This window comes from Mesorhizobium sp. WSM3866, from assembly GCF_002294795.1.
Classification (GTDB): Bacteria; Pseudomonadota; Alphaproteobacteria; order Rhizobiales; family Rhizobiaceae; genus Mesorhizobium.
Map to the genome: position 1 here is coordinate 152,270 of NZ_NSGC01000009.1, position 20,746 is coordinate 173,015.

The 20,746-nt window shown below is 64.4% G+C and carries 24 protein-coding genes; 14 read left to right on the plus strand and 10 right to left on the minus strand.

The features are described from left to right. The gene (locus tag CK222_RS21040) at nt 1–396 is read right to left on the minus strand and encodes a hypothetical protein (protein ID WP_095801833.1); all 396 of its coding nucleotides are present in this window, start codon (nt 394–396) and stop codon (nt 1–3) included. Nucleotides 397–878: 482 nt separating this feature from the next. Between CK222_RS21040 and CK222_RS21045 the strand changes: the two genes are divergently transcribed. After that, nucleotides 879–1,337: a tRNA (cytidine(34)-2'-O)-methyltransferase gene (locus CK222_RS21045; protein WP_095801676.1), complete on the plus strand. Its 459-nt coding sequence runs from the start codon at nt 879–881 to the stop codon at nt 1,335–1,337. A 148-nt stretch (nt 1,338–1,485) separates the two neighbouring features. Continuing rightward, entirely contained in the window at nt 1,486–1,929 is a 444-nt protein-coding gene (soxR, locus tag CK222_RS21050; protein ID WP_095801677.1) for a redox-sensitive transcriptional activator SoxR, read from the plus strand. Between the two features lie 7 nt (nt 1,930–1,936). Here the strand turns inward: soxR and CK222_RS21055 are convergent, their stop codons facing one another. Then, nucleotides 1,937–2,194: a hypothetical protein gene (locus CK222_RS21055; protein ID WP_095801678.1), complete on the minus strand. Its 258-nt coding sequence runs from the start codon at nt 2,192–2,194 to the stop codon at nt 1,937–1,939. A 118-nt stretch (nt 2,195–2,312) separates the two neighbouring features. Here CK222_RS21055 and hemF point away from each other — a divergent pair, with 118 nt between their 5' ends. The 5 genes from hemF to CK222_RS21080 all read left to right on the plus strand — a co-directional run bounded on the left by hemF (nt 2,313) and on the right by CK222_RS21080 (nt 6,146). After that, complete coding sequence (gene hemF / locus CK222_RS21060) at nt 2,313–3,227, plus strand: oxygen-dependent coproporphyrinogen oxidase (protein WP_095801834.1); 915 nt, start codon at nt 2,313–2,315, stop codon at nt 3,225–3,227. Nucleotides 3,228–3,277: 50 nt separating this feature from the next. Continuing rightward, a complete protein-coding gene (locus CK222_RS32980) occupies nt 3,278–3,730 on the plus strand; it encodes a DUF1344 domain-containing protein (RefSeq protein WP_245433115.1) in 453 nt (150 codons plus the stop codon). A gap of 315 nt (nt 3,731–4,045) precedes the next feature. Continuing rightward, on the plus strand, nt 4,046–4,231 hold the full coding sequence (locus CK222_RS21070) for a DUF1059 domain-containing protein (RefSeq protein ID WP_066994310.1): 186 nt from the start codon (nt 4,046–4,048) through the stop codon (nt 4,229–4,231). 267 nt (nt 4,232–4,498) lie between these two features. Further along, nucleotides 4,499–5,077, plus strand: coding sequence for a hypothetical protein (locus CK222_RS21075; RefSeq protein ID WP_066994307.1), 579 nt, complete (start codon nt 4,499–4,501; stop codon nt 5,075–5,077). Between the two features lie 88 nt (nt 5,078–5,165). Continuing rightward, on the plus strand, nt 5,166–6,146 hold the full coding sequence (locus CK222_RS21080) for a S8/S53 family peptidase (protein WP_095801679.1): 981 nt from the start codon (nt 5,166–5,168) through the stop codon (nt 6,144–6,146). Nucleotides 6,147–6,170: 24 nt separating this feature from the next. Here the strand turns inward: CK222_RS21080 and CK222_RS21085 are convergent, their stop codons facing one another. The 3 genes from CK222_RS21085 to CK222_RS21095 are packed head-to-tail and all read right to left on the minus strand — an operon-like array spanning nt 6,171 to nt 8,697. Then, complete coding sequence (locus CK222_RS21085) at nt 6,171–7,439, minus strand: CCA tRNA nucleotidyltransferase (RefSeq protein ID WP_095801680.1); 1,269 nt, start codon at nt 7,437–7,439, stop codon at nt 6,171–6,173. Beyond that, nucleotides 7,436–8,068 (minus strand): CoA pyrophosphatase, encoded by a 633-nt coding sequence (locus tag CK222_RS21090; protein ID WP_095801681.1) that lies wholly within the window; start codon nt 8,066–8,068, stop codon nt 7,436–7,438. Before CK222_RS21090 ends, CK222_RS21085 begins: the two co-directional genes overlap by 4 nt. Further along, nucleotides 8,068–8,697 carry a DUF1285 domain-containing protein gene (locus tag CK222_RS21095; protein ID WP_067327121.1) on the minus strand — a complete coding sequence of 210 codons (630 nt, stop codon included), beginning with the start codon at nt 8,695–8,697 and terminating at the stop codon, nt 8,068–8,070. Before CK222_RS21095 ends, CK222_RS21090 begins: the two co-directional genes overlap by 1 nt. A 153-nt stretch (nt 8,698–8,850) precedes the next feature. Here CK222_RS21095 and CK222_RS21100 point away from each other — a divergent pair, with 153 nt between their 5' ends. The 4 genes from CK222_RS21100 to CK222_RS21115 are packed head-to-tail and all read left to right on the plus strand — an operon-like array spanning nt 8,851 to nt 15,799. Next, on the plus strand, nt 8,851–9,855 hold the full coding sequence (locus CK222_RS21100; protein WP_095801682.1) for a MoxR family ATPase: 1,005 nt from the start codon (nt 8,851–8,853) through the stop codon (nt 9,853–9,855). Then, nucleotides 9,855–10,895, plus strand: a complete 1,041-nt coding sequence (locus CK222_RS21105) for a DUF58 domain-containing protein (protein WP_095801683.1) — start codon at nt 9,855–9,857, stop codon at nt 10,893–10,895. Before CK222_RS21100 ends, CK222_RS21105 begins: the two co-directional genes overlap by 1 nt. Then, complete coding sequence (locus tag CK222_RS21110; protein ID WP_095801684.1) at nt 10,892–13,708, plus strand: DUF4159 domain-containing protein; 2,817 nt, start codon at nt 10,892–10,894, stop codon at nt 13,706–13,708. Before CK222_RS21105 ends, CK222_RS21110 begins: the two co-directional genes overlap by 4 nt. 3 nt (nt 13,709–13,711) lie before the next feature. Further along, nucleotides 13,712–15,799: a hypothetical protein gene (locus tag CK222_RS21115; RefSeq protein ID WP_095801685.1), complete on the plus strand. Its 2,088-nt coding sequence runs from the start codon at nt 13,712–13,714 to the stop codon at nt 15,797–15,799. Nucleotides 15,800–15,952: 153 nt separating this feature from the next. Here CK222_RS21115 and clpS read toward each other — a convergent pair whose 3' ends face one another. The 4 genes from clpS to CK222_RS21135 all read right to left on the minus strand — a co-directional run bounded on the left by clpS (nt 15,953) and on the right by CK222_RS21135 (nt 17,441). Continuing rightward, a complete protein-coding gene (gene clpS, locus CK222_RS21120; protein ID WP_095801686.1) occupies nt 15,953–16,258 on the minus strand; it encodes an ATP-dependent Clp protease adapter ClpS in 306 nt (101 codons plus the stop codon). 105 nt (nt 16,259–16,363) lie between these two features. Further along, complete coding sequence (locus CK222_RS21125; protein ID WP_245433116.1) at nt 16,364–16,705, minus strand: hypothetical protein; 342 nt, start codon at nt 16,703–16,705, stop codon at nt 16,364–16,366. 144 nt (nt 16,706–16,849) lie between these two features. After that, a complete protein-coding gene (locus tag CK222_RS21130) occupies nt 16,850–17,098 on the minus strand; it encodes a hypothetical protein (protein WP_066994288.1) in 249 nt (82 codons plus the stop codon). Nucleotides 17,099–17,138: 40 nt separating this feature from the next. Beyond that, nucleotides 17,139–17,441 (minus strand): hypothetical protein, encoded by a 303-nt coding sequence (locus CK222_RS21135; RefSeq protein ID WP_066994286.1) that lies wholly within the window; start codon nt 17,439–17,441, stop codon nt 17,139–17,141. A 237-nt stretch (nt 17,442–17,678) separates the two neighbouring features. Here CK222_RS21135 and CK222_RS21140 point away from each other — a divergent pair, with 237 nt between their 5' ends. From CK222_RS21140 to CK222_RS21150, 3 genes are all read left to right on the plus strand, one after another. Next, nucleotides 17,679–18,395 (plus strand): response regulator transcription factor, encoded by a 717-nt coding sequence (locus tag CK222_RS21140; RefSeq protein WP_095801835.1) that lies wholly within the window; start codon nt 17,679–17,681, stop codon nt 18,393–18,395. Further along, nucleotides 18,392–19,801 carry an ATP-binding protein gene (locus CK222_RS21145; protein WP_095781266.1) on the plus strand — a complete coding sequence of 470 codons (1,410 nt, stop codon included), beginning with the start codon at nt 18,392–18,394 and terminating at the stop codon, nt 19,799–19,801. The genes CK222_RS21140 and CK222_RS21145 overlap by 4 nt, the downstream gene beginning before the upstream one ends. Nucleotides 19,802–20,007: 206 nt before the next feature. Then, the gene (locus CK222_RS21150) at nt 20,008–20,376 is read left to right on the plus strand and encodes a YciI family protein (RefSeq protein WP_066994274.1); all 369 of its coding nucleotides are present in this window, start codon (nt 20,008–20,010) and stop codon (nt 20,374–20,376) included. Between the two features lie 21 nt (nt 20,377–20,397). Here CK222_RS21150 and CK222_RS21155 read toward each other — a convergent pair whose 3' ends face one another. After that, nucleotides 20,398–20,634 (minus strand): hypothetical protein, encoded by a 237-nt coding sequence (locus CK222_RS21155; protein ID WP_040996927.1) that lies wholly within the window; start codon nt 20,632–20,634, stop codon nt 20,398–20,400. Nucleotides 20,635–20,746: the final 112 nt, after the last annotated feature.

A 20,746-nucleotide genomic window follows, 5' to 3' on the forward strand; every position in this document is an offset into this window, starting at 1 on the left:
TCACGCGGCGCGGGGTTGATTGGTAAGGCCGTTCGGCCGCACGGCGCCGCGGGCCGGCGATACGGAATTGTCCGTATCGCCGGCCCTGCTTCGCGCAATATAGGGTGCCGCGGTCTTTTCGCCGACAGGCTTGCCAGAGGATCCTGACGACAAGCTGTCGACAGCCCTGGTTTTACCCGGCCGGACCATGCGGATGATCCGGCGCACCAGCGAGGGTCGACCGGGATCGGGCACCGCGCGCGAGAAGTCGACGTCCGGCAGCATGCCGCGATGCGGACGCCGGCGCGTCTCGGCGTGCACCGCCGACGAGTAAGTCTCGCCGATCAGCAGCGCCCAGGTCGCCACCTTGCGCTCATGCAAGCTTCTTGAACCCGGTATTTTAAAGGGATCGAACATCGGTCCGTCCTCCATGTGCAAATGCGTTAAAAAGGGTGATGCGAGCTCGACCTCCGGCATTCGGTCGGAGGGACGCGACGCAGTCAGGACATGACGGCAAGCGTCAGTCCCGACATGACGGCCAGCGTCGGTGTCGACACGTTCAGGCGGGGCGCGGCGCCGCTTTGGCAGTTTGAGAAACATCGCAAGATTCCTTCGAAGGCCGAAAACTGGGTTCGGCGGGAATCGGTGCGATGAGGTCTTAAAGTGTCAGAAGAATCGTCGTACCGAAACCGCCGTTGGGCATACGTGGGCCCCAAAGAGGAGCTGCCCGGAGAAGGGCTGGAAGTGCATGGTCATCATGTGGTCCCTCTCCTTCGGTTCGGGTTGACGATGATGGGCGTATACTCGACTTCGCAGAAAATGGCCACCCGCCAGTCTAGAAATCGCCAAAAGCCGGAGCCGCCTGTGGCCGTTCTGCCACTTATTAGAAGGATGCGGAAATGAACGACCGTCTTCGCATCGGGCTCTACCAACCGGATATCGCCGGCAATTCCGGGACGATCCTGCGCTTCGCCGCCTGCCTTGATCTTGGCGTCGACATCATCGAGCCGGCCGGTTTCCCGCTCTCCGATCGGGCGCTGAAACGCGCCGGCATGGACTATCTCGAAATGGCGGCGCTTGCCCGCCATGCCGACTGGCACGCCTTCGAGGAATGGCGCCGAACGAACGCGCGCCGCCTTGTGCTGCTCACCACCAAGGCCGAGACCGCCTACACGCGGTTTGCTTTCGCCGCCGGCGACGTCCTTCTGTTCGGCCGCGAATCCGCCGGCGTGCCGGAAGAGGTTCATCAGGCGGCGGATGCGCGACTGACCATTCCGATGCGGCCGGGCGCCCGCAGCATCAATGTCGCGCTGTCCGTCGCGATGGTCGCGGGCGAAGCGGTCCGCCAGCTCGGATAGGCTGCTCAAGCCCTGCTCGTCGTCGCGAACGCCTCCCACTTGCGGCGTCAGTCTCACCCAGGCGCACATCGCCTTCTCCTCAATTTGCCTTGTCAGGCTTTCCTCGCTACAAGCTCAACCTAACTTGAGGTCAAGCGGAAAGTGCGAGATGGCTCCGGTGAAGGAATTGACGGTCGGCCAGGTGGCGATGCGCAGTGGCGTCGCGGTCTCGGCGCTCCATTTTTACGAAGCGCGCGGGCTGATCCGCAGCCATCGCACCGCGGGTAACCAACGGCGCTACGGCCGCGACGTGCTGCGACGGGTGGCGATCATCCGCGTCGCCCAGGAGGTCGGCATCTCGCTCGCCGAAATCGCCGCGGCATTCCAATCCCTGCCCGAGGGCCGCACCCCGACGCGCGAGGATTGGAATCTGCTTTCAACGGCTTGGCGCGACGGCCTCGATCATAAGATCGCCCAATTGAAGAAGCTGCGCGACGGACTGACCGACTGCATCGGCTGCGGTTGCATGTCGATCGACAAATGCCCGCTTCGGAACAAGGAGGACCGACTGGCCAGAGAGGGAACTGGAGCGAGACGGCTACTGGTGCCCTGAGGATTTTTCAATCTGCCGCCGGCAGCCGTCGCATGGTGAATTCGATGACGTCGCCCGGGCGCTCGAACCAGCTTTCGATCTCGGTCCAATAGGCCTGCTTGGGAAAGCGCTCGAACCATTCCTTGGCCTTGAGGCGCGCGGCTGGCCGCGGCAGCACGAAAGTCTCGCGCAAGAATCCGTCGCGCGGCATTCTTTCGCGCTCGGCCCGTGAGCGCTCCAGCCTCTTCCTCAAGCCATCCAGCGGCGGTCTTGCCGGGGTGCGCACGAGCAAACTCCTTGCACCTTGGTCAGACAGGACTTGACCCTTGCCCTTAAGAGATTAGGGATCGCGCGCAGAAAAAACGAGTCATTTGTCGGGCAAGCAGCCTGGACTGGAGACGGAATTGGAACGACCCGACATTGCGGTGGGCCTGCCTGACGACATCGAGCAGAAGAAGATGAAGGCCCGCCTCTGGTTCGAAGCGCTGCGCGAGCGCATCTGCGCCGCCTTCGAGCAGATCGAGCAAGAACTCACTGGACCGCAATCGGCATGGTCGCCCGGGCATTTCGAGCAGACGCCGTGGGAGCGCGACGACGGCAAAGGTGGCGGCGGCACCATGTCGATGATGCGCGGCCGCGTCTTCGAGAAGGTCGGCGTGCATACCTCGACCGTCCACGGCGAATTCTCTCCCGAATTCCGCAAGCAGATCCCGGGCGCCGACGAGGATCCGCGCTTCTGGGCGAGCGGCGTTTCGCTGATCGCGCACCCCTGGAACCCCAACGTTCCGGCCGTGCATATGAACACACGCATGGTCGTGACCACCCGCCACTGGTTTGGCGGCGGCGCCGACCTGACGCCGGTGCTCGACCGCCGCCGTACCCAGGACGATCCCGACACGATCGCCTTCCACCGCGCCATGCAGTTCGCCTGCGAGAAGAACGCCGGGGTGGCCGACTATCCGAAATTCAAGGCGTGGTGCGACGAGTACTTCTTCCTGCCGCACCGCAACGAGGCGCGCGGAGTCGGCGGCATCTTTTTCGACTGGCTGCATTCCGATGAGGGCAAGGGCGGCTGGGACGCCGATTTCAATTTCGTCCAGGATGTCGGCCGCTCTTTCCTCGTCGTCTATTCCCATCTGGTGCGTGGCAATTTCAACCAGAACTGGACCGACGGCGACCGCGAGGAACAGCTCGTCCGGCGCGGCCGTTACGTCGAATTCAATTTGCTTCACGATCGCGGCACCATCTTCGGCCTGAAAACCGGCGGCAATGTCGCCTCGATCCTCTCCAGCCTGCCGCCCGAGGTAAAGTGGCCGTAAAAATCCGGTGAGCGGAAGGCCAGCCGCATTGCTGTCCCATTCGCCGAATTTTGACCGGCAATGTGGCAGGGGCGATTTCTTTTTCGTCTAATATCCTTTTGAAAAAATTGATCTATTTAACGTGCCGGGTCGGGAAGCGCCGGCGGCTCGTCACTGCTACGAGCCGCGACCCGACGCGTCCGGACGGCCCTGATCGAGCGGAGTGCCTTCCCAATGGTGCCCGCATCCCAGGAGAACATCCTATGCGCAAGCTTATTGTGACGGCGGCAACCGCCGCCTTTCTCGCCTCCGGTGGCGCCGCGTTCGCCGCGGTAAAGCACACCACGGGAACAGTGAAGAGCTTTGATGGAACGGCCATGAGCCTTGTTCTGGACAACGGATCGACCTTCACGCTGTCCAAGGCCTTCAAGGATCCGGGCATAAAGCCGGGCGAGAAGGTTCGCGTTTCCTGGGATATGAGCGGCAAGAACAAGATTGCCGAGGCTGTCAAAATCATGAAGTGACGGCCTGCACGGCCAGCAATTGCAGAAACGTTGAAGCGGTTTCCGCTGGAATTGCGTCAAAACAAAAAGACAGTGCGGTTCATCGTTTCACGGAAACCAGGTGGCAACGGGCGGAGCAGCAATGCTCCGCCTTTGATTTCGCGCGGAGACCGTGAAAAAACAATTCGCCACCGGCTCCAATGCAACCGAAGCCGGCGACATGTGTTATGGTTTTCCACCGGGGCAATTTCAGGAAAATGCGATGCGGCTTTCCATGCGGAATTGCATGACAACAAGGAGCGGAATCAGGGCTCCGGACCTAGGAAAGGAAAAACCATGAAGGAGTTCCAATGCGGGACACTCGTCCCGGGCTGCGATTGGCACACGCGCGCCGAGGAGGAAGCCGAGGTCATGCGCCGCGCCGTCGAGCACATGCGTGAAACCCATGGCGAAACCACCATCCGCGAGACCATGATCGAGGCGATCCGCTCGCGCATCCAAAAGGTCCGCGACGCGGCCTGAGGCATCGGGTCACCGTTTTCGGACGACCATTGGCAAAGCCGGCGAGTTGGATGCAGCATCCGGCGCATCTCGCTTTGTTTGCGTCTGATCGCTGGCAACGGCCTGGCTTCGCCGAATTCAAGCAAAAACTTATATTCGTACCGGCTTGGATAACCCCGCGGTAACGGTCTCCATGCGATCGTCGCGCATGATCCGGCGACCGCGGCTGCCCGAGGAGCCGTCCGCCACAAGGCGCGTCTGGATCCGGTGGGGCGAGGTGCTTCGCGCATGCGCGAAAGATCCAACAAACGAGATGGTTTCGGCGCAGCCGCACTGTTGCTGTGCCTAGTCGTTGGCGCCTCGCCGTCGATGGCCCAGGAAATGACCACGTCGCTCGTGAACATCCACCAGGGGTCATGGCTCAGCGACCGCGCCAGAGCTCTCGGCAATGGCGGCTATGAGCTGCAGGACGGGAGCTGGGTCTCATTCAATCGTTGGTACCACAGCGATTGGGTCGACATGCACGTCGACTTCATCACGCAACTTACCGAAGACAGCGGCTTTCTGTGGGGAGTGGGAACCGGGGAACAAGCCGAGAAGTACCGCATCGCGCCGAGCCTCAAGCTCGGTTTTCTCACCCAGACCCATCCGAGCCTCAACAGCACTCTCTCCCTTTCGGTTACCTCGACCTTCGGCGGCAACCTGAGCGAAAAGCCATGCGTGGCCGACTACGGGGATCTGGGCACCTACAGCGTCAACTGCCGGCTTGCGGCCGGGGAAACGGCGCCTGAGGACACGCTGAAATATCTGGTTAACGCTACGCCCGAAAGGCTGCGCCTGTGGCTCAACTACCGTGTTACTTTCTGATCGCCGGGATGCCGCGCATGAGAAACCTTCCTGCTCCCGAACTTCGCGATCGTCCGTCCTCGTTCCTGCTTTGACCGGGAGTAAGACCATGTCTGGTAATTTCTGGAAGCTCGGCATTGCCGCGGCACTGACCATTCTGCCGGCATGCCTGGCGTCGGCGCAGGAAGCTCTCGACGCGGACCAGTCGGCCGCGCTGTGCCACGGCGGCGGGTCCATATGCGTAAGCGCAAAGATACCGGTTGCGCGAACGACACAAGCGGTGCAGAGCTGGATGAGTCCCGATGTCGGCGCCGCGTGGGCGGCTGGCTATAAGGGCAAGGGCGTCACCATCACCATCGTCGACGACTTCAGCAGTTCATCGCGCTTCTCCGGCAATTTTGGCATCGGCACGCAATATCAGCGGCACGGAGAGTGGACGCGCGAGGAAGCAAGCATGATCGCTCCTGCGGCGACCATCCGCTCCAAGGACTTCTCGACGGGTTCGGCCGTCCCGCTGGCAAGTGGCCGCAACGTTCTCAACCTCAGCTACGGCATGTACGCGAACGCGGGTTACAGCGTGAACCAGATCCGCTGGGCCCCGGAGGAGCAATCGATCATCTCCTACGCCAGCAAGGGATCGGCCATCGTCTCGAAAGCGGCTGGCAACGATTCGGTTGCGGTCGGCGGCGTCACCAGCGGACAGCAGGATTATCTCGATCTCGCTCTGATCGGCAAACCGACGGCGATCTTTGTTGGCGCGCTGTCCACAAACGGCACGGCGTCAAACAAGGCTCAGCTTGCCTGGTATTCCAATTACGCCGGCTCCGACCCGACCGTGCAGAGCCATTTCCTGGTGGTCGGCGTCGAAGGCGACAAGACCGGCCTTTACGGCACATCGTTCGCAGCGCCTATCATCTCCGGATATGCCGCAATCATCGGCAGCAAATTCACCAAGGCGACCCCGGTTCAGATCACCAACGACCTGCTCAACACGGCTCGCACCGACACGCTGGTCAACTACAACCCCTCAGTCTACGGCAAGGGCGAGGCAAGCCTTTCGCGCGCCCTGGCCCCGGTGGCGATACGCTGAGCGGCGCCACGATGTAGGACTGATCTAAGCCTCGAGTGCCTGCGCGGCGCGTTTGAGCAGCGCGCCGCGATCCATGGCGAATGCTGAATCCACCCATTCCCTTTCGAGATTCTTCAGCGTGGCGCCAAGCTTCGGGCCGGGCGCGGCGCCGAGTTCGGTCAGGTCGGCCCCCTTGATCGGAAAGCTCGGCTTTTGCCATTTCAAGGCGAAGCCGAGCAGGCGCGAGAAACCGCCGGCTTCCATCATCGCCTGATCGTCCTCGATGGCCCGTGTCCGCGCGGCGGCGAGCGCGAGCCGCAGCCGATCGACGAAGCCTTCGCGGTCGCCGAAATAGAGCTTTTTCGACAATTCCGTCTCGGTCGTCTTGGGTTCAGTCGGAACCGTCAGTGCCCAGTGTCGCAGGCGCTCCCCCTCGTCGGTCGAAAATCTCAGCCTTTCGGCAAGCGTCTTCATGCGCGCGGCATCCGGCGGAACGACGGCCTCCAGCCTGAGCAGCGGATCGGCATCCCAGCCGAGATCCTTTTCGGTCCTGACCAGCCCGTGGATGGCGTCGATGCCCCATTTCTCGCTCTCCGGCAGCACGGCGGTGAGGACACCGGCCTGGCGCATCCACAGCAGGGCACGCGATGGGTCGGGCGCCGAAAGCAGCTTCTTCAGTTCGGACCACACGCGTTCGGCTGACAGCCTGCCGAGCCCGTCCTTCAGCCTGGCGCAGGCCTTCAAGCCCTCGGCGTCCGGCCGGCCGTCGCCATACCAGGCGAAGAAGCGGAAGAAGCGCAGGATACGCAGATAATCCTCGCGGATGCGCGCTTCCGGATCGCCGATGAAGCGCAGCCGCCGCACCTCTATATCGGCGACGCCGCCGACAAGGTCGACGATGGTGCCGTCGGCTTCGGCATAAAGCGCATTGATGGTGAAGTCGCGCCGCGCGGCGTCGGCCTTCCAGTCGCGCCCGAAGATGACTTTCGCCCGCCGACCGTCGGTCTCGATGTCGGCCCGGAGCGTCGTGACCTCATAGGCCTTGCCGCCGGCGATTGCCGTGACCGTGCCGTGCTCGATCCCTGTCGGCACGGTCTTGAAGCCGGCTGCCTGGGCGCGGCGGATCGTGTCCTCGGGCACCGTCGTGGTGGCAATGTCAATGTCGGCCACCGGCTGGCCGATCAGCGCATTACGGACCGCTCCACCGGCCACCCGCGCCTCCTCGCCGCCCTCCTTCAGCGCGGCAAGCAGCTTCTGCAGATGCTTTTCGCCCAGCCAATCGGCCCTGCCCGAGAGAGACACCTCAGCGCTCACGCATAGAGCCTTTCATAGAGTGTGCGGATGATGCCGGCGGTGACGCCCCAGATCCGCTGGCCGCCATAGGGCATCTCGTAGAAGAACCATTCGAGGTCGTTCCACATGCGGCTGTCGCGCGCGTGGTTGACAGGGTCCATCAGGAAGCGCAGCGGCACCTCGAAGGCGGCGTCGACCTCGTCGGCGTTGAGCATCAGCGAAAAGCCCGGCCGCACCACCGAAAGCACCGGCACGATGCGGTAGCCGCTGCCGGAGACATAATCGGGCATGCGGCCGACAATTTCGATGTGATCGCGGTCGAGGCCGATCTCCTCGAATGTCTCCCGCAGCGCTGTGGCCTCAGGGGTGGGATCGGTCGGATCGATGGTGCCGCCGGGAAAGGCGACCTGGCCGGAATGGCTGCGCAGCTTCTCCGCCCGCTTGGTGAGCAGCACCGTGGCGCCGTCGGCGTGATCGACGACCGGGATCAGCACCGCGGCGTCGCGCAGCGGTTTTACATGCTTCAGCCTGGGATGCCCTGGATTGAAGCGGTGGTCGCCGAACTCGTCGCCGGATTGGACCTCGGCCTGGGCCGCTGCGCGGGCGCGAAAATCCGCGATCGAGAACGGCACCGGCGCCACCTGGTCCATCACGCGCTTAGCCGCTCGAGCTTGTCGGCCGACATGATCGGATAAACTTCGCCGCCGGAGCGGACGGCGAACATTGCCCTGCCGCAGACGTCGATCACCTCTCCATGCTCGACCAATTCGTACATCACCGGCCGCGCCACCAAGGCTTCCAGCCGCCCGCGCACCAGCACATAGGGCTTGAGCCCGCCGGTGGCGTCCTCGTCGACGAAGCGCAGCGGATGGCCGGGCCCGGCGGTGACCACGTCCCCGACATTGGTGCGGAACGTGATGATCTGGCCGTCGCCGGTCCCGGACACGTTCATCTCGACGGCGATGAAGGGCGCATCGGCGACGCGGATGCGGACGCGCTCCACCGGCGTCACCAGATAGGTCTTGCCGTCGGCGTCCTTGCGCAACACGCTGGAAAAGAGCTGCACCAGCGGCATGCGCCCGATCGGCGTGCCGAGGTAGAACCAGGTGCCGTCGGCCCTGATCTCCATATCGAGGTCGCCGCAGAAGTCCGGATTCCAGCGCTCCACCGGAGCGGGCCCCTTGCCGGCGCGCGCCGCTCGCGAGATCAGCGCCTCCAGCCCGCGCGCCTCGGTGGCGCTGGTCAGGCCCTTTTCACTGGATTCTGTGCGATGCGTCATGGTCACGAAATAGTCACTGTTGTCCGGATTGTCAGCCTTGTCAGCCCAAGCCTGTGATTTAAGTTCAATCGCAGGCGCCGGGCGAGGCCGAATCGCGGCATTCTGCGAATCGAGAATGCAAGCCGGTATTTCCAACCACAAGGATCGAACGGCATGAGCGTGATGATCAAGGAAAGCCCGTTGAGCGACAAGGCGATGATCGAGCAGGCCGAGAAGGCGCTGTCCGACATCTCCAAGGTCCGCGACGCCGTAGGCCGCGTGATCTTCGGCCAGGAAGCCGTTGTCGAGCGCACGCTGGTTGCGCTGCTTGCCGGCGGGCATGCGCTCCTCGTCGGCGTGCCGGGCCTCGCCAAGACCAAGCTGGTCGAGACACTGGGCATCGTGCTCGGCCTCGATTCCCGCCGCATCCAGTTCACGCCCGACCTGATGCCGTCCGACATCCTCGGCTCCGAAGTCATGGAGCAGGATGAGCTTGGCAAACGATCCTTCCGCTTCCTCCGCGGGCCTATCTTTTCGCAGCTTTTGATGGCCGACGAGATCAACCGTGCCTCGCCGCGCACCCAGTCGGCGCTGCTGCAGGCAATGCAGGAATATCACGTCACCATTGCCGGCGTTCGCCACGACCTGCCCTCGCCCTTCCACGTGCTGGCGACGCAGAACCCGCTGGAGCAGGAAGGCACCTATCCGCTGCCGGAAGCGCAGCTCGATCGTTTCCTGATGCAGGTCGACATCCTCTATCCGGAGATCGAGGCCGAACGCCGCATCCTGCTCGAAACCACCGGCGTCGAGGAGGCCAAGGCCGACAATGTGCTGCAGCCAGCCAGGCTGAAGGAAATTCAGACGCTGATCCGCCGCATGCCGGTGCCTGAAAGCGTCGTCGAAGCGATCCTCAAGCTGGTGCGCTCGGCTCGTCCCGGTCAGGGGATTGCCGACACCGACAAGCATGTCGCCTGGGGTCCTGGTCCGCGCGCCAGCCAGGCGCTGACCCTGTGCGCCCGAGCACGCGCCCTATATGATGGCAGGCTGGCGCCGTCGGTCGACGACATCCGTGCCCTCGCCGAACCGGTGCTGCAGCATCGCATGGCGCTGACCTTCGCCGCCCGCGCGGAAGGCACATCCGTGCGCGACGTGGTGGCGAAACTGGCAAAAGGCATCTGATGGGTCGAATAGGCGAGGTCCAGGCACCGGTTGCGACGCGCGACGCGCTCGCCCGTGGCCGGTTGCGGGCCTCTCTGGTGCCGGATCTGCTGGTCGAGGCGCGCCGCATCGTCAACACGGTGATCGCCGGCTGGCATGGCCGCCGCAAGCGCGGCATCGGCGAGAATTTCTGGCAGTTCCGCCCCTATGTCGAAGGCGATGCCTCGCGCATCGACTGGCGCCGCTCGGCCCGCGACGACCACACCTATGTGCGCGACCGCGAGTGGGAGGCGGCCCATACCGTCTGGCTCTGGTCGGACCCCTCCCCGTCGATGCTCTACAAATCCTCGGGAGCCGGCGTTTCCAAGGAATCGCGCGCGCTGGTGCTGGCGCTTGCGTTGGCCGAGCTCCTGTCGCGCAGCGGCGAGCGCATCGCCTGGCCGGGCCTCACCGACCCGTTCACCGCCCGCAACGGCGCCGAACGCATTGCGGCCCAGCTCAGCCATGCCGGCAACCTGGCGGCGAAGCCCGATCTCTCCACCATCCGCCGCTTCTGCGACATCGTCATCGTCAGCGACTTTCTCGATCCGGTCGAGGAGACCATGGCCTGGCTCGACGTGCTCGCCCGTCACGGCGTGCGCGCGCATCTGATCGAGGTCGCCGACCCGGCCGAGGAGACCTTCCCCTATGCCGGCCGCACCGAATTCACCGATCCCGAGACCGGCGACAAGCTGACCGCCGGCCGCGCCGAAACGCTTAAAGACGAATACCGCCTGCTCTATATCGCTCGCCGCCAGGAACTGGCCGGCTGGTGCAAGCGCCTCGGCTGGAGCTTTACCGTCAATCATACCGACCGCCTCGCCTCCGAGGCGCTCGTGCGCGTCCACATGGCGATGACCGCCGACAGCAGCCGTCCGGGTCTGACCTCGGGTCATGCCGGGCTGACCGCCGGTGGCGGTCATGCCGGGCTGACCGCCGGTGGCGGTCATGCCGGGCTGACCGCCGGTGGCGGTCATGCAGGGCTGACCGCGGGCGGTGATGCCGGAAAGGCGGTCGCATGAGTTGGCTGCCGCTTTCCTTCGGCGCGCCGATGGTGCTGTGGGGGCTGCTGGCCCTGCCGGTGATCTGGTACCTGCTGAGGCTGACGCCACCCAGGCCGCGGACTGAGGTCTTTCCGCCGCTGAGGATCCTCGCCCGCGTCCTGAGGCGCGAGGAGACGCCGCATCAAAGCCCCTGGTGGCTGACGCTGCTTCGCCTGCTGATGGCCGCCCTTGTCGTCACCGCGCTCGCCGAGCCGATCTTCAATCCGCGCGAAAAGCTGCCGGCCGAGGGCTCGGCGCTCGCGCTGGTCATCGACAATGACTGGGCAAGCGCCGCCGACTGGGGCAAGCGCGTCGCCACCGCCGAGCGGCTGATTGCCGATGCAGGCTCGAACGGCGTGCCGGTCGTCATCGCCTTTACCGCCGAGAAGCCGAATGCCGAGATCGGCCCCTTCGATGCATCGGCCGCGCTCGACCGCCTGCGCGCGGCAAAGCCGCGCCCGATCCCGACCGACCGCCCCGCCGTCTATGCCCGCGTCGCAGCCACTTTGGAGCGCCTGCCCGGCGCCAGCGTCGCCGTGCTTGCCGATGGCCTTGCCGCCACCGGTGACGAAGCAGCGTTCAAGACGCTCCTGGAAAGGAATGCCGCGAGGCTGGTCTGGGCTACCTCGGACCGGCTCTCGCTCACCGGCCTGACCGGCGCCGACAATCAGGTCGACGGCTTCACGCTGACCGCCATCCGCGCGCCGGGCGATCCGGCGCCGGCGCAGATCACCGCGGGCGCCTTCGACGACAAGGGCCGCCGCATCGCCGACGCGACTCTGACCTTCGCGCCGGGTCAGACCACCGCCACCGGAACGATGAAGGTGCCGTTCGAATTGCGCAACGACTTCGCCTCGATAGCACTCGATGGCGAGCACCAGGCCGGCGCCGTTCGCGTGCTGGACGAGAGCTCCAAGCGCCGCCGCGTCGGTCTGCTTTCGCAGGCTGAGGCAGACCAGGCGCAGCCGCTGCTGTCGCCGCTCTATTACATTCGCCGCGCCCTGCAGCCTTTCGCCGATCTGGTGGAGCCGTCGAGCGCCGATCTGGCCGATGCCATTCCGCAGCTTCTCGACCAGAAGCCGGCGATGATCATCATGGCCGATGTCGGCACCATCCCTGCGCAGGTCCGGCAACGGCTGGTCGACTGGGTGAACAATGGCGGCACGCTGGTGCGTTTTGCCGGTTCAAGGCTGGCTGCCGCCGGCAACGACGATGATCTCTTGCCGGTCCGGCTGCGCAGCGGCGAGCGCGCGCTGGGCGGCGCGCTTTCGTGGACGACGCCGCAACCGGTCACCGAATTCCCGAAGAACGGCCCGTTCGCCGACCTCGCGCCGCCGACGGAGGTGACGGTCAGCCGGCAGGTGCTGGCCGAGCCGACGCCCGACATCGTCGAGCGCACCTGGGCGACGCTTGCCGACGGCACGCCGCTGGTCACGGGCATGAAGAAGGACAAGGGAACGCTGGTGCTCTTCCACGTGACACCGGAGGCGACCTGGTCGAACCTGCCGATCTCCGGCAGCTTCGTCGAGATGCTGAGACGCATAGTGCAATTGTCGCGCAACCAGGGCGCCGCGGTCGCCAATGCCGAGGCGGCCGCAGCATCGCTGGCGCCCTATCGCATGATCGGCGCCGACGGCGCGCTGGTGCCGCCGACACCCGATGCGCGGCCGCTCGTGCCCGCCGCCGGCCCGCTTCCAGTGACGCTGGAAAACCCGCCCGGCGTCTACGGTTCGGAAACCGGCGTTTTCGCGCATAACCTGCTCAACGCCTCGAGCACATTGACGCCGCTTGCTCGGCCACAGGTCTCGCTGCCGGTGACGGCCATCCCTTACGCCTTCGACGAATCGGAGAACCTGAAAGGCCCGCTGGTCACATTGGCCCTCTTGCTGATGGTGCTCGACACGCTTGCCGTGTTCTGGATGGGTGGGCTGTTCTCGCGCCGGCCGCGCCGCGCCGCGGCGACCGCCGCTGCCCTGCTGATCGTGTTCGGCGGGCTCTTCGGCCACGCCGACTTTGCCCGCGCCGATGATTCGAAGCCGGGCGATTCCCAGGCCATCGAGGACATTTCGAAAACTCGGATCGCCTATGTCATCACCGGCGAGCCCGGCGTCGATTCAATCAGCCGCGCCGGCCTCGAAGGCCTCACTCGCTTCCTGATCGAGAAGACCGCGCTGGAACCCGGCCCGCCGGCGGGCGTCGACATCTCCAAGGACGAACTGACCTTCTATCCGCTGATCTACTGGCCGATCGACGCCACCGCGCCGATGCCCAGCGAAGCCGCGATCGCCCGCATCGACGCCTATATGCAGCAGGGCGGCACGGTTCTCTTCGACACGCGCGACCAGTTCTCCAACGGCATCGGCGCCGGCTCGGCAAGCTCGGCCACCGAGCGGCTGCGCGATATTCTCGGCAATCTGAACGTGCCGCCGCTGGAGCCGGTGCCCTCGGACCATGTGCTGACGAAGTCCTTCTTCATCCTTCCCGAGTTTCCCGGCCGCTTCAACGGCAGTCCGCTCTGGGTCGAAGCCTCGCTCGATGCCAGCAATACCGAGAACCGTCCCGTGCGCACCGGCGACGGCGTCTCCCCGATCATGATCACCGGCAATGATTTCGCCGGCGCCTGGGCGGTCGACGAGAACGGCGATCCGATGCTGCCGACCGTGCCGCCGGATCCGATGCAACGCGTCTACGCGCTGCGCGCCGGCGTCAACATCATGATGTACATGCTGACCGGCAACTACAAATCCGACCAGGTGCATGTGCCCGTCCTGCTCGAACGGCTGGGACAGTAGTTCATGAACTGGTCGATCTCCTTCGAGCCGCTCGTTTCCTGGCCGCTGTTCTGGGTCGTCATCGTGCCGCTCGCGCTGCTCGCGCTGGCCGGCCTGTGGTTCCGTCAGCGCGGCTCTGTCCTGCGCTTCATCGCCCTGCTGGCGCTGGGCGCGGCACTGCTCAATCCCGTTTTCCTCGATGAGGAACGCGAGGCATTGAAGAGCGTCGTCGCGGTCATCGTCGATCGCAGCCAGAGCCAGGACATCGGCGACCGCACCAAGCAAACCGACGAAGCGCTGACGGGCCTTCAGCAGCGCCTCGGCCGCTTCAAGCAATTCGACGTCCGCGTCGTCGAAGCCGGCAAATCCGAGGCCGCCGATGAGCGTACGGAAACCAGGCTGTTCGGCGCGCTGGAAAGCGCTTTCCGCGATGTGCCGCCCTCGCGCATCGGCGGCGCCATCATGATCACCGATGGCGAGGTGCATGACGCGCCGGCCGGCGCTCCGGAATTCAACGCGCCGCTCCATGCGCTGATCACCGGCAACGAGCACGAGAAGGACCGCCGCATCCGCTTCGAGAACGCGCCGCGCTTTGGCCTCGTCGGCAAGCCGCTCGACATGAGCTATCGGGTGCTTTCCACGGAAGGCCAGGGCGGCCCGGTCGACGTGCGGGTCTCGGTCAATGGCGAGCAGGTCTCTGTCGAGCATGCGACCATCGGTCAGCCGATGAAGCTTGAAGTCACCATTCCCAACGCGGGCCGCAACATCGTCCAGCTTTCGATCGACCACGAGCCGGGCGAGCTGACCGACACCAACAACCGCGCCATCGCGCTGGTCGACGGCATTCGCGATCATCTGCGAGTGCTTCTGGTCTCCGGCGAGCCGCATGCCGGCGAGCGCACCTGGCGCAACCTGTTGAAATCCGACGCTTCGGTCGACCTCGTCCACTTCACCATTCTGCGACCGCCGGAAAAGCAGGACGGCACGCCGATCAACGAGCTGTCGCTGATCGCCTTCCCGACGCGCGAACTGTTCGTGGAGAAGATCAAGGACTTCGATCTGATCATCTTCGACCGCTATCAGCACCGCGACGTGCTGCCGATCCTCTATTACGACTACATCTCCGAATATGTCGAAAAGGGTGGCGCGCTGCTGATTGCAGCCGGGCCCGAATATGCCGGCGAAAGCTCCATCGCCCGAACGCCGCTGATGTCGGCCCTGCCCGCGATGCCGAGCGGCGAGGTCGTCGATAAGGCCTTCTACCCGCGTCTGACCGATCTCGGCCAGCGCCACCCGGTCACGCGCGGGCTCGACGGCTCCGCCGCCGATCCGCCGCGCTGGAGCCGCTGGTTCCGCACCATCGGCGTCAAGAACCCCGAGGGCGCGGTGGTGATGAAAGGAGCCGACGACCGCCCCCTGCTTGTGCTCGACCGCAAGGGCGAAGGCCGGGTCGGCATGCTGCTTTCCGATCAGGGCTGGCTGTGGGCGCGCGGCTTCGAAGGAGGCGGACCGCATGTCCAGCTTTATCGGCGCATCGCCCATTGGCTGATGAAGGAACCTGAACTTGAAGAAGAGCGGCTAACCGCCGACGGCCGCGGCATGGTGCTGGAAATCCGCCGCCAAACGATGAGCGACGATCCCGGCCCCGCCCAGGTGATCACGCCTTCCGGCAAGACGATGACGGTCAAGCTGGAAAAAGCCGAACCAGGGATTTTCACGGGCAGCCTGCAGACCAGCGAGATCGGCCTCTATCAGGTCGGCAACGGCGACCTCACCGCGCTTGCCCATGTCGGCCCGATCAATGCGCCTGAATTCGCCGATGTCGTTTCCACCGAGGACAGGCTGAAGGCGCCGGCCGAGGCGACCGGCGGCAGCGTGCGCCGGCTCGCGCCATCCTCCATGCTTGGCGATCTTGCCGGCGGTGTGGCATTGCCTTCGATCGTACCGGTCCGCTCCTCGGGGGCGGCATCGGGGAACGATTGGATCGGGCTGCGCACCACCGACGACAGCACGCTGAAGGCCGTCTCGCGCGTGCCGCTGTTCGGCGGCTTCCTCGGCCTCGGCTTGCTGCTCCTGGCCATCGGCTCGATGTGGTATCGAGAAGGAAGGTAGAGCCTTTTCCTTCTCCCCTTCCGGGAAAGGTGCCCGAAAGGGCGGATGAGGGGCGGCGCGCAACAATCAAATACGGCGCTTGCCCCCACCCTCACCCTGCTCGGCCGGCGGCCTCGCTTTCCCTCTCCAGGACACGGGCGAGGCAGAGCCGCCCTACTCTTCCGGCTCGGTCGTGAACAGCAGCGGATAGCCCTTGGCCTTACTGGCGTCGGTTGCTCGCGCGGCCTTGGTCTCGGCAACGTCGCGCGTGAAGACGGCGACCACGCAGACGCCGCGCGTATGCGCGGTGATCATCACGCGATGCGCCTGATCCTCGCTGAGCTTGAACTCGCCTTTAAGCACCGTCACCACGAACTCCCGCGGCGTGAAGTCGTCATTGACCAGGATGACCTTGTAGAGCTTCGGCCGCTCGGTCTTCGGCTGCGTCTTGGTACGCGGTTTAAGGACGGTCTCAGGCATTGGAATTCACCAGTTGGAAACTGGGTCTGGCTTGCACTTCCTCAGGCAGGGAAGCATTTGTCCATTTGTCCGCTGGAGAGCGGAGAATCGAGGGACGATGAAGGCTTATGTGGGATAGCGCTGTTTGCGCTTCAATGCCCCTGCCGACCGATCGTGCGACGCACCGTCGTCCATGTTGGAACCGCGCTCCATGAACGCGCCAATCATCCAGGCGGCGATGCCGATCAGCGTCGCGCCCGTCAGCACGATCAGGACCCAGCTCTGTGCCGGCGTGATGTAGTCGAAGCTCGATGAGATGGCCGGCGCGAAAAGTTCCGGCTCGGTCCTGCCGCTGGCGGGATCCGGCACTGGGCTGGCTGTCAAGATGATCAGCGCTCTTGCTGCCGCGGTGGCAACCAAGCCGCCGAGAGCCAGCGAGCGCATCATGGACGAAAGCCGCTTCTTCATGCGGATTGTCCTACCGCACCGGCATTGCGATCGGGTTAAGGAAGTGGCGCGGCGCAAGCTGCCGGTGTCAGGATTCGGCCGCTGGAAGCCGCCCCGGCCGGTTTCGGCCGGAGCGGTCTTGAAAGATCAGGATCGAAGCCTGGATTAGGACTTCTTCGCGTCCTTCTTCGGGGCCTTCTTGACCGGGCACTTGTGGGTCTTGGTCACCTTGCAGGCCTTCTTGGCGGCGACCTTCTTCGGAGCGGTCTTCGCCGTAGCGTCAGCGGCCGGAGCCGTGGTCGTGGTCGAGGCGGCCGGAGCGGCGGTCGTCGTGGCGGCGGCGTTGCTGACAGCCGGCATCGAGAAAGCGAGAGCAACAGCGAGGCCGAGGGCGGAGAGGAGGGACTTTGTCATGGCTTCATTTCCTTTTTCATGCGGGTCGAGGAGTTGAGCGTCACTGAACCGGGTCGATCGGTGTCACTCCAAGCAGCTTCAAAGCGTTTGCGAGCATCCGGATGCCCTGCGCCTGTTTCTTGGCAGCGCAGAACCGGTTTCCCTTTCTTTGAAGTGCCTTCGCCGCGGTGACCTGCGTTGCCGCGGCATGGGTTTCGAGGGCTTCGTCAACTTGACGGTTGAGATTGGTGCAGCGCTCGGTCCGGGTCAGCGGCGTTACCTTTGCGTTGGAGGCCCCGACTGCGGCTGTGATGAGCGACATGCTAAGCAAAGCACCCATCACGCTGATCCAGAACCTCTGCATCGGTCTTGCCCGTTACTCCGGAAACTTGCGTCGCAGCCGATGACCTGACCGCCACGGCACCAGTTATGCCCTTGAAATTTTTCACGAGTTTTTCCCGAGTGTAGAATTTTGTTTCTGAATTGTTTCTGGGGAAGCCATTCCGTCCCACGTCGCCGCCACTGGCCAAGATGTGGCCCGAATTCTATCGTGTGGGTGATCACAGAAGGGCAGCTTGGCTACACAAATCGCGGGGTTCTCGTGAAATCCGACTCGCACATACTGATCGTCGATGACGACAAGGGCATACGCGACCTGCTTCAGGAGTTTTTCCAGAAACGGGGGCTGCGCACGACAGTGGCCGCCGACGGCACCGAGATGGAGTCGATCCTGCGCCGGGCGCAGATCGACCTGATCGTGCTCGATGTGATGCTTCCCGGTAAAAGCGGGCTGGAACTGTGCCGCGAGATCCGCGCCAATCACACGACACCGATCATCATGCTGACCGCGGTGACCGAGACGACGGATCGCGTCGTCGGGCTCGAGATGGGGGCTGATGACTATGTGCCGAAACCCTTCGATCCGCGCGAATTGCTCGCCCGCATTCGAGCGGTGCTGAGACGCAACGGCACGGCCGAGCCGCGGCGGCCCACAGCCAAGCAGATCTACCGCTTTGCCGGCTGGACCATGGATTGCTCGCGCCGCCGGCTGACGGCGCCCGACGACGTGCGGGTGGAACTGACGATGGGGGAGTTCAACCTGCTGCAGACCTTCGTCAAGAGCGCGCAACGCGTTCTCACCCGCGAGCAGCTCATCGAGTTGTCCGGCGGCGACACCGGTTACAGCTTCGATCGCAGCGTCGACATCCTGGTCAGCCGCCTGCGCCGCAAGATGGAGGACGATCCCAAGACGCCGAAACTGATCTTGACTGTTCGCAGCGGTGGCTATCAGTTTCTGCCCGAAACGACCTCCGAATGAGACGCTTGCTGCCGCAAACCCTGCCTGTCTGGGTTCTGCTCATCGTCATTGCCGGCCTGATGATCAGCCAGGTCGCGACGCTTTATATCGTGGCGCGCGACCGCGCCGCCGCCAACGATGTGGTTGATCTCTATCGGCTGAACGACCGCGCCTATTCGCTGGTGCAGCTTATGCATGACGCCACGCCTGAAGAACGCAAGACGACCGCTTCCGGTCTGTTCAATGCCACCTACGCATTGACCGTTTCGGACACCCCCGCCGTCACTTCCTCGATCGCCGGCGATGACCAGCTAGCCGAGTTGGAGGACATCCTGGTCGGCCGCCTGTCCAAGTTCGGCATCACCGACGCGCGTGTGCGGCGCGATCCGGCAACGCAGGAAGCCGATGTCCCGGACGGCCAGGTGATGAACAAGGATGTCGGCCAGGTCGAACGCGATCTGCTGGTGCTGGCCGCGGATTTCGCCCAGAGCGACAAGCTGACGGCGTCGCTGCGCTTTTCCGACGGCCAGTGGCTGAACTTCACCGAGCCGATCACGCCGGCTGGGCCGATCCTGAGTTGGGACAGCCTACCGCTCTATTCGCTGATAGCGGGACTGATCATCGTGATGTCGATCTGGTCGCTGCGCCGGCTGACCGCACCCTATCGCATGATGGAGACCGCGGTGAACCGCATCGGCAAGGACCTCAAAAGCCCGCCCATCGCCGAAACCGGCAGCCGCGAAATCCGCGCCGCGGCAAAGGCGGTCAACGCCATGCAGATGCGCCTGCGCGACTATGTCGAGGACCGCGAGCACCTGGCGGCGGCACTGGCGCATGATCTGCGCACGCCGCTGACCAGGATGCGATTGCGTCTCGAGCTGCTGCGCAAATCGCCGGCCCGTGAAGCGCTGGCGCATGACCTTGCCGACATCGAGAGCATCGCAAGCTCGGTGATCGACTTCGCCAAATTCGAGGTCACCGAGGAAAAGGCCGAGCGGATCGACTTCTGGTCGCTGGTGGAGGCGGTCGCCGACATGTTCGAGGACGCTTCGTTCGACGAGGACGCCACGCCGTCGCGCGGCCTGGTCTGCATCGCGCGGCCGGTGGCGCTGCGCCGCTGCATCACCAATCTAGTCCAGAACGCCGTCACCTATGGCAAGAAGGCGCATATCGGCGTGCAGCGCTCTGGCGATACAATCACGCTCAGCATCCGCGATGAAGGGCCGGGCATTCCGCAGGCAAAGCTGGATCAGGTGTTCGGTTCCTTCGTGCGCCTCGAACAGTCGCGCAACCGCGAGACCGGCGGGCTCGGCCTCGGCCTGACCATCGCCCGCAACATCGCCCGCGGCGCCGGCGGCGAGATCAGCCTTTCCAACCATCCCGGCGGCGGCCTGCTGACGGAGCTGCGCCTGCCGCTGGCAGCTTGAGTCAGCAAGCGCTTTCCCGGCTGCTCCAGAGGACTGGATCAGTCGCGCCATCCTTGTGATAGTGCAGCCCGCCCTAAAGCGCCGTGCGTCCTCCAGGACGCGGGATGCTGTAGCACTTCAATTTGGTGCATGACCCTTACCGAACCGAAGGTCAGCGACGCAAAAATCGATTCTGATTTTCGGATCCCCGCACGAGGAACCGAACCATGTTCTACGCAATCCTTGCCTATCACGTCGAAGAGACCGTCCAGTCCTGGACGCCCGACGAGGATGCAGCCGTCATGAAAGACCTGCTCGAGATCAACGACAGGCTGACCCGCGCCGGCAAGCTGGGCCCGGCGGCAAGGCTGGGCGAGACGGCGAAAGCCGTCACGCTGCGCGGTCCGGGCGACGGCATGGTGATCGACGGCCCCTTTGCCGAGACCAAGGAGCAGTTGCTGGGCCTCTATGTGCTGGATTGCGCCAACCAGGACGAGGCGATAGCGGTGGCGCGCGATCTCAGGCGCGTCAATCCCACCGCCGTCTACGAGATCCGGCCGATTGCGCTTTATCTGCCGGGCGCGCCGCTGGCCTGAATTCCGGGAGTAGCGACGGATTCACCGCAGCGGGCGGCGCCCGGCGGTGCGGCTGCGCGCCGCAGCATCCGCGGGGGCTTCATCGGCCGGATAGCCGAAATCCTTCAGCTCCGAAATGGACAGACCGGCCAAAGCCCTGCGCTGCATGGCGTCCTGATACCGGCGCTGGAACCCGGCGAAGATTAACGCGATCTTGGCGGCGAGCGTGCCGGCAACTCGGGTGCTCGGCTGGCAGGTTCTGATATTGATGTAGGTCATTGTCATTCTCCCTCGTTCGAACTCACGAGGGCAGTGTCTCATCGGCGCGCTTTGGCAACGTTCGTCCAGGCGTGAAACCGCAGGAAAAAGCCCGCAAAATCGTCGTTAAGTC

Coding starts and splice junctions, on each gene's coding strand:
- CK222_RS21040 (WP_095801833.1), bottom strand. CDS start 396: ATGTTCGATCCCTTTAAAATACCGGGTTCAAGAAGCTTGCATGAGCGC.
- CK222_RS21045 (WP_095801676.1), top strand. CDS start 879: ATGAACGACCGTCTTCGCATCGGGCTCTACCAACCGGATATCGCCGGC.
- soxR (WP_095801677.1), top strand. CDS start 1,486: ATGGCTCCGGTGAAGGAATTGACGGTCGGCCAGGTGGCGATGCGCAGT.
- CK222_RS21070 (WP_066994310.1), top strand. CDS start 4,046: ATGAAGGAGTTCCAATGCGGGACACTCGTCCCGGGCTGCGATTGGCAC.
- CK222_RS21075 (WP_066994307.1), top strand. CDS start 4,499: ATGCGCGAAAGATCCAACAAACGAGATGGTTTCGGCGCAGCCGCACTG.
- CK222_RS21080 (WP_095801679.1), top strand. CDS start 5,166: ATGTCTGGTAATTTCTGGAAGCTCGGCATTGCCGCGGCACTGACCATT.
- CK222_RS21090 (WP_095801681.1), bottom strand. CDS start 8,068: ATGGACCAGGTGGCGCCGGTGCCGTTCTCGATCGCGGATTTTCGCGCC.
- CK222_RS21095 (WP_067327121.1), bottom strand. CDS start 8,697: ATGACGCATCGCACAGAATCCAGTGAAAAGGGCCTGACCAGCGCCACC.
- CK222_RS21100 (WP_095801682.1), top strand. CDS start 8,851: ATGAGCGTGATGATCAAGGAAAGCCCGTTGAGCGACAAGGCGATGATC.
- CK222_RS21105 (WP_095801683.1), top strand. CDS start 9,855: ATGGGTCGAATAGGCGAGGTCCAGGCACCGGTTGCGACGCGCGACGCG.
- CK222_RS21110 (WP_095801684.1), top strand. CDS start 10,892: ATGAGTTGGCTGCCGCTTTCCTTCGGCGCGCCGATGGTGCTGTGGGGG.
- CK222_RS21115 (WP_095801685.1), top strand. CDS start 13,712: ATGAACTGGTCGATCTCCTTCGAGCCGCTCGTTTCCTGGCCGCTGTTC.
- clpS (WP_095801686.1), bottom strand. CDS start 16,258: ATGCCTGAGACCGTCCTTAAACCGCGTACCAAGACGCAGCCGAAGACC.
- CK222_RS21125 (WP_245433116.1), bottom strand. CDS start 16,705: ATGAAGAAGCGGCTTTCGTCCATGATGCGCTCGCTGGCTCTCGGCGGC.
- CK222_RS21130 (WP_066994288.1), bottom strand. CDS start 17,098: ATGACAAAGTCCCTCCTCTCCGCCCTCGGCCTCGCTGTTGCTCTCGCT.
- CK222_RS21135 (WP_066994286.1), bottom strand. CDS start 17,441: ATGCAGAGGTTCTGGATCAGCGTGATGGGTGCTTTGCTTAGCATGTCG.
- CK222_RS21145 (WP_095781266.1), top strand. CDS start 18,392: ATGAGACGCTTGCTGCCGCAAACCCTGCCTGTCTGGGTTCTGCTCATC.
- CK222_RS21150 (WP_066994274.1), top strand. CDS start 20,008: ATGTTCTACGCAATCCTTGCCTATCACGTCGAAGAGACCGTCCAGTCC.
- CK222_RS21155 (WP_040996927.1), bottom strand. CDS start 20,634: ATGACCTACATCAATATCAGAACCTGCCAGCCGAGCACCCGAGTTGCC.